General features: G+C 39.2%; 11 protein-coding genes, 1 rRNA gene and 1 other annotated feature. Of the genes, 5 read left to right on the top strand and 7 right to left on the bottom strand.

Going from position 1 to position 13747, the window contains the following annotated elements; genetic code table 11:
* Both JOE23_RS08105 and leuS read right to left on the bottom strand, forming a co-directional pair.
* Nucleotides 1–195, bottom strand: a 16S ribosomal RNA gene (locus JOE23_RS08105); the annotation flags it as partial.
* Between the two features lie 630 nt (nucleotides 196–825).
* A complete protein-coding gene (gene leuS, locus JOE23_RS08110; RefSeq protein ID WP_204437443.1) occupies nucleotides 826–3246 on the bottom strand; it encodes a leucine--tRNA ligase in 2421 nt (806 codons plus the stop codon).
* 78 nt (nucleotides 3247–3324) lie between these two features.
* Nucleotides 3325–3537, bottom strand: a binding site (T-box leader).
* A 151-nt stretch (nucleotides 3538–3688) separates the two neighbouring features.
* On the opposite strand from leuS, the gene mnmL reads away from it, so the two are divergent.
* Both mnmL and mnmM read left to right on the top strand, forming a co-directional pair.
* Nucleotides 3689–4651 (top strand): tRNA modification radical SAM protein MnmL/YtqA, encoded by a 963-nt coding sequence (gene mnmL, locus JOE23_RS08115; RefSeq protein ID WP_204437454.1) that lies wholly within the window; start codon nucleotides 3689–3691, stop codon nucleotides 4649–4651.
* On the top strand, nucleotides 4645–5220 hold the full coding sequence (gene mnmM, locus JOE23_RS08120) for a tRNA 5-(aminomethyl)-2-thiouridylate-methyltransferase MnmM (protein ID WP_204437457.1): 576 nt from the start codon (nucleotides 4645–4647) through the stop codon (nucleotides 5218–5220). Before mnmL ends, mnmM begins: the two co-directional genes overlap by 7 nt.
* Here the strand turns inward: mnmM and JOE23_RS08125 are convergent.
* Nucleotides 5217–6299, bottom strand: a complete 1083-nt coding sequence (locus tag JOE23_RS08125; RefSeq protein WP_204437459.1) for a tetraprenyl-beta-curcumene synthase family protein — start codon at nucleotides 6297–6299, stop codon at nucleotides 5217–5219. The two genes, mnmM and JOE23_RS08125, sit on opposite strands and share 4 nt — an antisense overlap.
* A 385-nt stretch (nucleotides 6300–6684) precedes the next feature.
* Nucleotides 6685–7893 (bottom strand): methionine adenosyltransferase, encoded by a 1209-nt coding sequence (metK, locus tag JOE23_RS08130; RefSeq protein WP_204437462.1) that lies wholly within the window; start codon nucleotides 7891–7893, stop codon nucleotides 6685–6687.
* 436 nt (nucleotides 7894–8329) lie between these two features.
* Here metK and JOE23_RS08135 point away from each other — a divergent pair, with 436 nt between their 5' ends.
* From JOE23_RS08135 to JOE23_RS08145, 3 genes are read left to right on the top strand one after another with little or no spacing between them, the layout of a single operon-like run.
* Complete coding sequence (locus tag JOE23_RS08135) at nucleotides 8330–9319, top strand: ABC transporter substrate-binding protein (RefSeq protein WP_204437464.1); 990 nt, start codon at nucleotides 8330–8332, stop codon at nucleotides 9317–9319.
* 13 nt (nucleotides 9320–9332) lie between these two features.
* Nucleotides 9333–10121, top strand: a complete 789-nt coding sequence (locus tag JOE23_RS08140) for an ABC transporter ATP-binding protein (protein WP_204437466.1) — start codon at nucleotides 9333–9335, stop codon at nucleotides 10119–10121.
* Entirely contained in the window at nucleotides 10090–10896 is an 807-nt protein-coding gene (locus JOE23_RS08145) for an ABC transporter permease (RefSeq protein ID WP_204437468.1), read from the top strand. Before JOE23_RS08140 ends, JOE23_RS08145 begins: the two co-directional genes overlap by 32 nt.
* 39 nt (nucleotides 10897–10935) lie before the next feature.
* On the opposite strand, the gene ytkD is transcribed toward JOE23_RS08145, so the two are convergent.
* The 3 genes from ytkD to JOE23_RS08160 all read right to left on the bottom strand — a co-directional run bounded on the left by ytkD (nucleotide 10936) and on the right by JOE23_RS08160 (nucleotide 13664).
* Complete coding sequence (ytkD, locus tag JOE23_RS08150) at nucleotides 10936–11415, bottom strand: RNA deprotection pyrophosphohydrolase (protein WP_204437470.1); 480 nt, start codon at nucleotides 11413–11415, stop codon at nucleotides 10936–10938.
* Nucleotides 11416–11429: 14 nt separating this feature from the next.
* Nucleotides 11430–12041 (bottom strand): hypothetical protein, encoded by a 612-nt coding sequence (locus JOE23_RS08155; RefSeq protein WP_204437471.1) that lies wholly within the window; start codon nucleotides 12039–12041, stop codon nucleotides 11430–11432.
* 393 nt (nucleotides 12042–12434) lie between these two features.
* The gene (locus tag JOE23_RS08160) at nucleotides 12435–13664 is read right to left on the bottom strand and encodes a DNA polymerase IV (protein WP_204437472.1); all 1230 of its coding nucleotides are present in this window, start codon (nucleotides 13662–13664) and stop codon (nucleotides 12435–12437) included.
* Nucleotides 13665–13747: the final 83 nt, after the last annotated feature.

A 13747-nucleotide genomic window follows, 5' to 3' on the forward strand; every position in this document is an offset into this window, starting at 1 on the left:
TCATCCGGTATTAGCTCCGGTTTCCCGGAGTTATCCCAGTCTTACAGGTAGGTTGCCCACGTGTTACTCACCCGTCCGCCGCTCATTCCACGCGATCTCACCCCGAAGGGATTGATCATGCTTCCTGCGCTCGACTTGCATGTATTAGGCACGCCGCCAGCGTTCGTCCTGAGCCAAGATCAAACTCTCATTAAAAGTTTACTTGCACACGGATGTGCTGGCATCGACGTTGCAACAATTCTTTTTGATGGGGCGAGTAATCGCAGCCCCAGGACGTTGCGTTCTTCGTCGATGATCCATTTGCTCGTTTAAAGCACTAGCTTGCTTCTTACTTCTTTTCTTAACATACTGGTTGTTTTGTTCAGTTTTCAAAGATCAAAGATCACTATCCCAGTTCGAGACAGCAATATAATAATACCATACACTACGCCTTGTTGTCAACAGTCTTAAAGCTATCACAACGCCTTGATATTTAAATGGCGTACTCCTAATAATAATAGGTTTTTACACAAAAGTCAAGCACAAATTCATTAAAATATAACGCCTTAAAACACTTCATTTATTACATGTTACAGATAACCGCCCGTAAAATGCCCACCTCAAAATAGAGAGCAGAGGTCAGTCTATTTAGATGGACGATAACGGATGCTAATATCCTGATTGACTCCACTGAAAAAGACGAAACCACTCGCTGATTGAAGGTTCGTTTTAATCTTTCATCTATCATAACTGCTGAAAAATCAAAAACAAGTTATCGCTTATTATATGATAACAAAAAAGGTTCGGAATATATTGGATCTATACTCCGAGCCTTGTATTAAGTTATTAGTTGGCTACAATATTAACCAATTTACCTGGAACAACAATCACTTTTCGAACCGTTTGACCGGCAATTTTTTCTTGGATAATCTCATTCGCTAATGCCAGCTCCTCAAGTTCATCCTTGGTAGCAGTCTTTGGCACCAACATTTTAACTCTATTCTTACCAAGAATTTGAATCACAATCTCAACCTCATCTTCCACTAACTTTGTTTCATCAAATTCTGGCCAAGATTGATACGCGATTGTCTCAGCTTTACCTAATTTACTCCAAAGCTCTTCAGCTAAGTGAGGTGCCACCGGTGAAAGTAACTTCACAAAACCTTCTGCATACTTTCTCTCTATTTCATTAACTTTATATGCTTCATTAATAAATACCATCATTTGAGAGATCGCCGTATTAAATTTCAACTCTTCAAAATTCTCTGTAACACGCTTAACCGTTTCATGGTAAACTTTTTCAAGCTGATCGTCTTTGACCTCAGATACAATTTTTGATACTAACTGCTGTGACTGTTCTGATATGTATAGACGCCAAACACGATCAAGGAAGCGACGCGCTCCATCAAGGCCCCCTTCAGACCACGCAATTGAAGCATCTAGTGGACCCATGAACATTTCATATAAGCGAAGTGTATCTGCACCATGACTAGCAAGTATTTCATCTGGGTTAACGACATTGCCCTTTGACTTACTCATCTTTTCATTGTTTTCACCTAGAATCATTCCTTGATTAAATAGCTTCATAAATGGTTCTTTTGTAGGCACCACACCTATATCATATAAAAACTTATGCCAAAAACGAGCGTATAATAAGTGTAAAACAGCATGTTCTGCTCCGCCAATATAAACATCTACTGGCAACCATTTGTTTAACTGATCATAGTCAGCAAGTTTTTCACTATTATCTGGATCAATGAAACGTAAGAAGTACCAGCAACTCCCTGCCCATTGTGGCATAGTATTCGTTTCACGACGACCTTTTTTGCCTGTTTCAGGATCAGTCACATGAACCCAGTCTTCAATATTAGCAAGTGGTGATTCACCTGTTCCAGAAGGTTTTATTTCTGTTGTCTTCGGCAACACAAGTGGTAATTGACTTTCATCTACTCCTGTTGTCGTACCATCTTCCCAGTGAATAACCGGAATCGGTTCACCCCAATAGCGTTGGCGACTAAAAAGCCAATCGCGCAAACGATACGTGACCTTTTTCTCACCTTTATTACGCTTTTCAAGCCAATCAATTGCTTTTGTAATAGCTTCATCTTTATTTAAGCCATTTAAGAACTCAGAATTAATATGTTTACCATCACCAGTAAATGCTTCAGTTTCGATGTCGCCGCCTTCAAGTACTGGAATGATCTCAAGGTTGAATTTTTTTGCGAACTCAAAGTCACGTTGATCATGGGCAGGTACGGCCATAATTGCACCAGATCCATAAGACATTAAAACATAATCAGCAATCCAAATCGGAATTTTTTGATCATTGATAGGGTTCACTGCATAAGCACCTGAGAAAACACCTGTCTTATCTTTAGCCAAATCTGTCCGTTCTAAATCACTTTTTGTTTTTACCTGATTTAAATAATGACTGACTGCACTTTTTTGCTCTGCTGTAACCACTTTATCAACCAATGGATGTTCAGGAGCTAACACAGCATAAGTAGCACCGTATAGGGTGTCAGGTCGTGTTGTAAACACGGTAAAAGTATCTTGATGATCCGCAATGTCAAAGATCACTTCAGCACCTTCTGATCGACCGATCCAATTACGTTGCATATCCTTAATGCTTTCTGGCCAATCTAGCTCTTCTAAATCTTCCAATAAGCGATCTGCATATGCAGTAATTTTAAGCATCCACTGCTTCATTGGCTTTCGCTCAACTGGGTGTCCCCCACGCTCACTTACACCATCAATCACTTCTTCATTAGCTAACACCGTCCCTAACGCTGGACACCAGTTAACCGGCACTTCATCGACATAAGCTAGTCCTTTCTCATAAAGTTTTAGGAATATCCACTGTGTCCACTTATAATAATTAGGATCTGTTGTATTAACTTCTCTGTCCCAATCATATGAAAAGCCTAGCTCTTGAATTTGCCGTCTAAATGTATCAATATTTTCAGCAGTAAACATGGCCGGGTCATTGCCTGTATCAAGCGCATATTGTTCAGCTGGCAAGCCGAAAGCATCCCACCCCATTGGATGAAGAACCTCGTAACCTTGCATCCGCTTCATTCTCGACAGAATGTCTGTTGCCGTATAACCTTCCGGATGTCCAACATGAAGCCCTGAACCAGATGGATAAGGGAACATATCTAGCGCATAAAACTTTTTCTTATCCGTATTTGTATTTGTCTTAAACGTTTTATTGGTTAACCAATAATCCCGCCATTTCTTCTCTATTTTTCTATGGTCAAATGACATATTATATCCTCCTTCATTTTGATCGACAACGGCAAATGGGAACGTGTGTTCTAAAAATAAAAAAGCCCTGCATCCCACAACTGGGACGAGAGCTTTTCCCGCGGTACCACCCAAAATTAACGTCCTTCGTAACGTTCACTTTGTTTCTTTAACGCAGAATACGGCGATCACTACTACCATTCACAATCGCAACCTCAAAGGTGAGTTCGTAAAAGCCAAGAATAACTTTCAGCAACCGTTATTTCTCTATGGCTTGACTATTTTACTACTAATCCTTTTCATTGTCGTTCCTTATTATTGTAATCGTATTGTAAGTAAACCAGACGCTTTTGTCAAGCTGATCATCAAAATACTTTTAAAATGACATCGTGCTTCTCCCCTCTTATTGTGATAAAATATTCAAAGTGATTTAAACCAAATTAGGATAAAGGGGTTCTCATTTATGAAAAATCCATTTCCATATTCATATGATCAAAAGCGATACCATTCTTTAAACTATCATTTAAAAAATCGTTTCGGAGAAAAAATCTTCAAAGTAGCATTAGATGGGGGATTCGATTGCCCTAACCGTGATGGCACGGTTGCTTATGGTGGCTGTACGTTCTGCTCGGCTGCTGGAAGCGGTGATTTTGCTGGAAACCGTACCGATGATCTAGAAAAGCAATTTAATGAAGTGAAAGACCGCATGCACAGTAAATGGCCTAATGCCAAATATATTGGCTATTTTCAGGCCTATACAAATACACATGCACCTGTAGACGAGCTAAGAGATAAATATGAAACTATTTTAAAACAAGATAATGTTATTGGCTTATCGATCGGCACGCGCCCAGACTGCCTCCCAGACGATGTCGTTGAATATTTAGCAGAGCTTAACGAGCGGACTTACCTTTGGGTAGAACTCGGGTTACAAACGATGCACCAAAGCACTTCTGATTTAATTAATCGTGCACATGATATGCAATGCTATCTTGATGGGGTTGAAAAACTACGCAAACATAACATTAACGTTTGCACACATATTATTAACGGCTTACCTGGTGAAGATTATCAAATGATGATGGACACGGCTAAAGCAGTGAGTGAGATGGATGTACAAGGGATAAAAATTCATATGATGCACCTGTTGAAAGGAACACCTATGGTTAAGCAATATGAAAGAGGGATACTTAAATTTATGACACGTGATCAATATATTAAACTCGTGGTCGACCAGTTGGAAATTTTACCGCAAGACATGATTGTTCACCGCATCACTGGTGACGGACCGCCTGAGTTGTTAATTGGACCGATGTGGAGCATGAGTAAATGGGAAGTATTAAACGCGATTGATGCCGAACTTGAAACACGCAACAGCTATCAAGGGAAGCTGTTTAATACACACCCTCAGGTACTGTCATGTTAAAACGTGTCATTCCTTACGCTCATCAATTAATTCAACAGGTCATTCAACCTGGTGAACTCGTGATCGATGCCACTTGTGGGAACGGCCATGATACCGTCATGCTTAGCGAGGCAACTGGACCTAATGGAATCGTTTATGCTTTTGATATTCAGGCTGAGGCCATTATCAATACACAAGAACTGCTTAAAGAAAAACAACTAACTAACGTTGAACTGATACATGATAGTCATCAAAATGTCGATCATTATTTAGAAAAACGGGCTGATCAACAACTTGCTGGTGCTATCTTTAACCTCGGTTATTTACCCGGAAGTGATAAAGCGATTGTTACTAAGCCAACAAGCACGATTTTAGCTATAGAGAAAATAGCCTCTCGATTAAAGGTTGGAGGCATAATCGTTTGTGTTGTCTATCATGGTCATCTGGGAGGTACAGCTGAAAAAGAAGCCTTGCTTGACCATTTGAAACAATATGATCAGAAGCAATTTAATGTACTTCAGTATGGATTTATTAATCAAAAAAATCATCCACCTTTTATTCTTGCCATCGAGAAAAAACAAGCCGATTAAAGCGAGTATTGCTTAATCGGCTTGTTTTTAAAGCGATTATACCATTTTATTGAATAATAGAAAAAAACAGACTTAATCCCGCCAGCTTTTAATAATTGACGCTTTATCCGCGCTCCGCTCAATACCCTATCGATTTTAGGGTCAGACAGGTATAAAGCGATTAGCCCTTGGTAAATAAAGCGATGGAACGATAGATCCCGCATCTCTTTAATTGCAACTTTAGTCCGTTCAATAAAATAAAGCAGACGTTGCTCCAACTTATCAACACTCGGGTAGTAAGCGCAAAAGTTTAAGTCCCCCTCTTGTCTATCTTCATTCTGATCAATGAGATAATCCAGAAGAATATGAAGGCCTTGTAAATATGGAAAATAACCCTGATAAATATAATCTAATTGACGCTTCTCTAACTGACCATGAAAAGCATAAGAAACCATACAAAATATTCCTAAAGTTGACCCTGTTGCCGCACTATACTCATACCAACTTAGCTCTTTATAATCCGCTTCTTTATACATTTGCTTTAAACGGTCCACCCTTTCAGATTGATCAACATGTTTATGTACTTGCAAATCGATATATATACGAGCTAGCTCAATTAAATATCTTTTCATGACAGGATAAGCGCTTAGCGTTGATAAATGCTTTTGACATACTTGCACAAGCTCTGTTAAGTAACCACCATCGTTTTGAGATTTACGAAACTGATAATAAGAGCTTGCTGATTTCGACAATGTGATAGCATCCAGCATCGATTGGTGCAGTGACCGAAAATCATTCGGGTCAAGTGAATCACTACGGTCACATAAATTATCTAAATAGTCGCTAATCGTTTGATACGCAACGATGAAGGTCACTGCTTCCCTCCACCTTGCTCCTGATAAAACACTATAAATACTTCCACCTTGACAATGAAAGGTTTTCGTATCAATACTAGCTAAGGCTTGATCACGTAAATCGGCATTCGGAATAGCCTCTGCCCTTGCACGCCAATACATAAGCTCATTAGTTACAACTGGAAAGATATCTCGGAATGCGGTCTTTACAAGTTTAGGAGCTGTTTGATACATACTGCTTCTCATATTTATCACACCTACACGTTTAATGATTGCTTTTAATCATTATAGCCAGCGGGAATAGATTTAAATCTAATTTGACTTGATAATGATAAAAATCCCCCTCAAAGTAAGCTGATCTTTTCTACTTCATTAGACTTTACAAGAATGGACCCTATAGACGGCACTATTTTAGCGCCCATTCTATTGGGTCCATGTTATTCCCCGCTCGCGCGCATTTAAAAAGGGGGGGATCTTTTGCGTTGTATGATTAAGCATTAATAAAACGAAACTTCCATCAGCGGGCGCTTTCGTTCTTTGCCCACTGATGGTTCGTGGAATGAATCAGGATATTAGTGTCCGTTATCACCCACCTCAATTGATTAACCTCTGTTCTCTTTTTGAGGGGGTTTTAGGGACGGCTAGCTGTGATAAAAGCATTTAAGGCTTCTGCTTTATCTGTTCTTTCCCAAGGAAAAGTGACATCTGTACGACCAAAATGACCATAGGCTGCGGTTGACTTAAAGATCGGTTGTCGTAATTGCAACATTTGAATGATACCTGCTGGGCGCAAATCAAATAAATGGCGAATTGCTTCTACTAGCTTTTCCTCACTTACTTTCCCCGTTCCAAATGTATCGACTGAAATAGAGACAGGTTCAGCTACCCCTATGGCATATGCCAATTGAACCTCGCATGCCGTGGCTAATCCAGCAGCAACAATGTTCTTAGCGACATAACGTGCAGCATAAGATGCAGAACGGTCTACTTTTGTTGCATCCTTACCACTAAACGCACCACCACCATGGCGTGCATAGCCACCATAAGTATCGACAATAATTTTTCGACCTGTCAAACCAGCATCGCCTTGAGGACCGCCAATAACGAAACGTCCTGATGGATTAATAAAATATTTTGTTTGCTCATCTAATAGTTCCGCTGGCACAACCGGCGCAATCACATGTTTTTTCAAATCTGCTTGAATACGCGTTAGCTCGATGTCTGGATGGTGTTGTGTTGAGATCACAATCGCATCAACACGCAACGGTTTATTGTTTTCATCGTATTCAACCGTTACTTGCGTCTTACCATCCGGACGTAAGTAATCAACGGTTTGGTCTTTGCGCACATCTGCTAACCGCTTCGATAATTTATGCGCTAAAGAAATCGGTAATGGCATCAATTCAGGCGTTTCATTATTAGCATAACCAAACATTAAACCTTGATCTCCTGCCCCAATCGCTTCAATCGCTTCATCGTTCATTTTACCTTCACGCGCTTCCAAAGCTTGATCTACTCCCCCCGCAATATCGGGAGATTGTTCATCTATTGCGGTTAATACCGCACACGTTTCGTAATCAAATCCGTATTTAGCACGTGTATAGCCAATTTCCTTAATCGTTTGACGAACAATTTTAGGTATATCAACATAGGTTGAAGTTGTTATTTCTCCTGATACAAGTACTAGACCTGTCGTAATCGTTGTCTCACATGCCACTCTAGCGAGAGGATCTTTTGTTAAAATTGCATCAAGAATTGCATCTGAGATTTGATCACTAATTTTATCTGGATGTCCTTCAGTTACAGACTCCGAAGTGAATAATCGACGATTTGCAACCATGTTAGCAAATCTCCTTTCCTAACCACCAAAACAGGTGTCCATTCTTTTTTATTTTAGCTGTTTCCAAGTTTATCATAACAGAATATGCGAAGCATTGGCTATAAAAACGAATGCCTTCTTACACTCTTCACTGAATAGTTAATCGAGATGGATGCATACATTCCCTAACTAAACTTTGTTATGTTTTTTTATCGTAACCAAACCCTTCTCTGTTGTCAATATAAGTTCTAACTATTATAAATTATAAAACAAACCTTCAATTAGTGGACGTTTAGTGAATCACGACATTAACATCCGTTATCTCCCGCCTAAATAGATCATCTCTGCTCTCTATGTTTGTGGCGGGCGTTTTTACGGACCATTATCTGTGCTAAACACACAGCCATTTATTTTTGCATACGATGGAGAAAACGGGATAAGAAAAAGGAGTATTAAAATGAAAAAAATTGGTGTCATCTCCATGCTTTTAGTCATACCTATCTTACTTATAAGTTGTTCCAATGAGCAATCATTAATAGAAATTCGCGTTGCAGAAGTAACACGAAGCATTTTTTATGCTCCTCAATATGTTGCCTTAGAACTTGGCTATTTTGAAGAGGAAGGTCTAGAGGTTGAGCTACAAACCATTGCTGGTGGAGATAAAGTAATGATTTCGCTATTATCGAACAATTCTGATATTGGTTTAGTTGGGGCTGAGACTTCTATTTATGTTGCTAGTCAAGAAACAGATGATCCAGTTATTAACTTTGCGCAATTAACGCAAACAGATGGTACATTTCTTGTTTCACGTGAGCCCGACGATGATTTTTCCTTTACAGATTTAATCGGCAAGGAATTTTTAGGTCAACGTAAAGGCGGGATGCCGCAAATGGTGGGAGAGTTTGTATTAAGAGACCATGGAATCGATCCACACGAAGACTTAGAACTCATTCAAAATATTGACTTTGCCAACATTGCTAGTTCTTTCTTAAGTGGCGTTGGCGATTATGTACAGTTGTTCGAACCTACTGCAAGTCAATTTGTTGAAGATGGCATAGGACATATTGTCGCTTCTTTTGGTGAAGCCTCAGGGCAAGTCCCTTACACTGTTTTTATGGCTAAAGAAAGCTTTTTAGAAGCCCATGATCAAGCGGTTTTAAAGTTCACCAAAGCCTTATATCGTGCACAACAATATGTTAACTCAGCTGCTCCTGACGAAATTGCCGAGATTGTTCAACCTTTTTTCGCTGAAACCGATCGCGCATTACTTGCTAGCTCAGTTGAGCGTTATCAGACACAAGGCGCCTATGCAACCACCCCTTTGCTAGAAGAAGCAGCTTGGGAACATTTAAAAGTAATTATGGATCAAGCAGGTGAATTGCCCGCTGACATTGACTATCAAGATTTAGTTAATACAAATTTTGCAGAAGAAGTTATTAAAGATTGAGGAGGTAAGCCCATTGAGCTATTTAGAGCTTGCATCTATTTCTCACTATTATTTTAATGAAAAACATTGCACACATGCCCTTGATAACATCTCATTCCAAGTTGAAAAGGGACATTTCATTTCTTTATTAGGTCCTAGCGGGTGTGGGAAAACAACTCTTCTATCCATTATCGCTCAACTAATTAACCCAACAGAAGGAACAATAAAGTTGAAAGGTTTACCGATTGACCAACAGAACATAGCGATTGGCTATATGCTCCAACAAGATTACTTATTTCCTTGGAAAACGATTTTAGACAATGTTTGTATTGGTCCAAAAATTCGTAGGGAATGGGTAACAGGTGATTACGATAAAGCTAAAGGATTATTGACTAAAGTTGGATTGACCGATATTGCTAATAAGTATCCCGATCAATTATCTGGCGGTATGAGGCAACGCGTGGCACTCGCTCGCACCCTAATGACTGACCCTGCACTACTTTTACTTGACGAACCTTTTTCGGCATTAGACTTTCAGACCAAACTTATTTTAGAAGCATTTATGATTGATATGCTAAAAGATTATCAAAAAACATCGCTTTTAGTCACCCACGATATCGGAGAAGCCATCGCTATGAGTGATGATATTTTTTTGATGAAGGCAAATCCTGGCGCCATTCACTCACACATATCTGTGCCAGAACAAGTACGAAATCTCTCACCTATTGAAGCACGAAAACATCCAGAATACCATCAACTATTTGATCAAATTTGGAAGGAGATGAATCAGCTTGACACCGAAAACGACGCATCCCGCGTATAATGTTTACTTACAACAATTATCACGTGAAAAAAGGTTAATCAAATATGGCCAATCGATTATTTTTATTTGTTTTTTCGCATTTTGGGAAATCAGTAGTCGTCTGCACTGGATTGATCCATTAATATTTAGTTCTCCTTCACGTGTTGTAAATCTTATGGTGCGTTACCTTCTTGATGGTTCACTCTGGTTTCATATGCGGATAACTGTTTTTGAAACATTAGCTGGTTTTTTCATCGGAACAATAGCAGGGGTAATTTTGGCTTTCTTCCTTTGGTATTCCAAGAGATTTTCAGCTATTGTTGATCCCTATTTAGTTGTCTTCAATGCCTTACCAAAGGTAGCATTAGGCCCGATTATCATTGTCGCTTTAGGACCAGGTTATAGCTCCATCATTACAATGGGAGCGATTATTTGTGTGATTGTCTCCGCTCTTGTCGTTTATAATGGTTTCCATGAAGTTGATGCTAATTATATTAAAGTTTTACAAAGCTTTGGCGCTTCCAAATGGCAAAATTTCAAAGAAGCGATTCTCCCTGCTTCTTTACCGACCATCATATCCACCTTTAAAGTAAACGTCGGTCTTTCTTGGGTTGGTGTGATCGTTGGTGAATTTCTCGTTGCATCCAAAGGGCTCGGCTACTTAATTGTCTATGGTTTCCAAGTTTTTAATTTCACATTGGTTCTTTATAGTCTTGTATTAATTGCTTTTTTAGCAGCGTTAATGTATCAAGGTGTTGCTTATTTTGAAAAATGGTTATTAAAGAAATTACGTTAACGAAATGGCATCTTTAAACAGTAAGACACGTCAGCTTTCTTATTCAAAGCTGACGTGGTGTTTAATAATTTCCTTTAAACTCAGTCTAACGATATCATCCTTCATAATAAAGCTAAATGATTTATTCGTTATCAAATTTTCAGGTAAATTCTTTAATAGAACAGGACCTTCTGTTTCATGATAACTATTTTGTTGTTTCAAATCTGCAATTTCGGCGTAGTAAATATTTTTGATTACGGTATCCCCTTTACCCTCTACATGATATTGACCTAAATAACGGAGCAAATCAACAGTTGCACCTGTCTCTTCTTTTACCTCTCGAACAGCCGCTTGTTCCGCTGTTTCCCCCTGTTCTACTTTACCTCCTGGAAATTCCATGCCTCGTGTTTTATGCTTAGTAAGTAGCCATTGCCCCCGATAGCGACAAATAACAAACACATGTTTAGGGTATTTAGAAAATGGATGGTCATCAAATGAAAGCCTAACCTCATTATTATAATAATCTCGAAAAACATACATAACGATCGCTACCTTCAAATAATATCCGATGAGTCTGTCACATCCTCTTCAATATGAGGATGGTTAATATCAATAATCCTCCAGCCTTTTTCGTAAGCAAAGACGATTTCAATCCGATAGTCTCCATACATTTCTAGTGAGTTTTCTTGTATGATCTTGATCAGACCGTCGTCTAAGACTTCTTTTTGATACGGCTCTTCAAGTATGAACCATGGCGGTAATTCAGTAGGGACAATATACAGACCATCGTCTCTTTCATCATAATAAAATTCTATATAGGGTGCAACCACCTCTTGTGTAGCTATCCCATCGAATTGTTCAATAAGTGCTGCTTTCGTTGAAAAATTAACCACGCGATAATTTTCATTAGTTTCTTGTACGAGCTGGTCAATAAATGCTTCAGTCTTTTCCTTAATCATTTCCTTTGTCAATTCAGGAGCTGTCTGTCGCTCCTCTAATGTAGTGAAAGTGGAAGAGGTAATTTCTTCTTTCGTCAATCGTTCATGTTGACTATAGGAGTGGGCATAAGTAGGACGCTCACTTTCTGGTTGATAAGAAAACAGAAGTAAAGTGGTCACGAGCAGTGCCAGTCCGGTTAAAAGCCATTTAAATTTATGTTTCCACATCATTCCCCATCTCCAATCATGTTGTTACTTTATCCTTCCACTTTTTGAGCGCAGCTAAACCTTATTTTCTTTCGTAAATATTGTGAAGATAGTAGATGTTCAAGTACAATAGCTTGTATGTTTCTATCGATCACCAACTATTCTCTATTGTTAAAATTTATGCTTAGGAAGCCTTTTCGACTAGATTATCACGGTAATGAACGTTATCGAATCATTATCTATAAAACAAAACGACAATCAGTTGGCCTTCTTGCTCTTCACCCATTGATTGTTAGTTGAGTGAATCAGGACATTGGCGTCCGGTATCACCCACCTATATGGATTTACTTCTGCACGCTATCTTGAAGTGGGTGTTTTACGGACGGTTATCTGTGCTAAACGTCCTGTTCTCTTTTAGCGACTATGCCCACCTATTTTGTTTGCTCGTCCTTTGACCTGACCAGCATCTAGTAATGATGATGCCTTCATTATAGCCGTTAAACCGTACCGTTCTTTTAATAAATCCATTGTTTGCGTAAGGTCTTCTTCTGTTTGCGGGTCATCGAATAACGAAAGTTGTTGCGTTGATTTAGGTACAAGCTTTGATAAAGTTAAACCGATTCCTCTAATTGGATAGCCCTCCCAATGTCTGCTAAAGAGAATATCAGCAGCCTGATAAATTTTTGAGCTTAATTGGGTCGGCTCCGTTAGTGCAAGTTGACGATTAAATCCTTCTTTACTACCAAAATGATGACTTTGGAGATTTACAGATACGGTCATACCTAAATAATCTTGACGTCGCACTCGTCTAGCCACCTCCTCTGATAGTTCACGCAACACCACTTTTATATCCGCTTCTCGCTGATAGTCATAGGGTAAAGTCATGTGATGCCCAATCGCTTTTTGACTTTGATGTGTTTTCGAGACAACCGGACTTGAATCAATTCCATTAGCTAAACGCCAGAGCACTTCGCCGTTTATCCCCCAACGCTTCTTTAACCAGTCAACCGGATAACAAGCTAGATTGCCAACCGTATGTAATCCCATCTTAACAAGGTGGTTATTCATCCGATCTCCAACACCAAATAAAGCATCAATCGGAAGCGGCCAAAGTAAGTCTTTAATATTGTTCAAATTTAATTCAGCAATTCCGGTTCTGTTTTTTTTGGCAAATTGATCACACGCCATTTTGGCTAACGCCTTATTGGGTCCAATCCCAACCCTTGCTTCTACCCCGATGCTGTCAAAAATTTCATCACGAATCGCTTGAGCGATAGCTTGCTTGGAACCAAATAAGTGAAAGCTACCAGTCACATCTATAAATTGTTCATCAACAGAATATACTTCTACTAAGTCAGAAAACTGCTCAAGTATTTTAGTGATTTCCAATGAAAGGGTTAGGTAAAGCTCCATATGGGGTGTAGTTATTTCAAGGGTCGGGCATTTGCGACGTGCTTGCCAAATCGGTTCTGCCGTCTTTACACCTTCTTGTTTCGCAAGCGGACAAGCCGCTAACACAATGCCACTTCTTTGAGTAGGATCCCCAGCAACAATAACAGGCTTGTTAACTAAATGTGGCTGCCTTATCTTTTCTACTGAGGCATAAAAAGCTTGCATATCAACTAAAAAAATGGTGCGTTCCACCTGCCTCTCTCCCTAAAACATCATTTTTAGACTACAAAAAAGAACAACTTGCTCATATTCTATACGAACATTTGTTCTTTTAT

Source organism: Amphibacillus cookii (assembly GCF_016908375.1).
In the GTDB taxonomy this organism is placed as follows: domain Bacteria; phylum Bacillota; class Bacilli; order Bacillales; family Amphibacillaceae; genus Amphibacillus_C; species Amphibacillus_C cookii.

Bases quoted from the DNA above. Each gene is read 5' to 3' on its own strand.
- ytkD (WP_204437470.1), bottom strand. From the start codon at position 11,415: ATGTATGTTTTTCGAGATTATTATAATAATGAGGTTAGGCTTTCATTT.
- JOE23_RS08155 (WP_204437471.1), bottom strand. From the start codon at position 12,041: ATGTGGAAACATAAATTTAAATGGCTTTTAACCGGACTGGCACTGCTC.
- mnmL (WP_204437454.1), top strand. From the start codon at position 3,689: ATGAAAAATCCATTTCCATATTCATATGATCAAAAGCGATACCATTCT.
- JOE23_RS08135 (WP_204437464.1), top strand. From the start codon at position 8,330: ATGAAAAAAATTGGTGTCATCTCCATGCTTTTAGTCATACCTATCTTA.
- metK (WP_204437462.1), bottom strand. From the start codon at position 7,893: ATGGTTGCAAATCGTCGATTATTCACTTCGGAGTCTGTAACTGAAGGA.
- mnmM (WP_204437457.1), top strand. From the start codon at position 4,645: ATGTTAAAACGTGTCATTCCTTACGCTCATCAATTAATTCAACAGGTC.
- JOE23_RS08125 (WP_204437459.1), bottom strand. From the start codon at position 6,299: ATGAGAAGCAGTATGTATCAAACAGCTCCTAAACTTGTAAAGACCGCA.
- leuS (WP_204437443.1), bottom strand. From the start codon at position 3,246: ATGTCATTTGACCATAGAAAAATAGAGAAGAAATGGCGGGATTATTGG.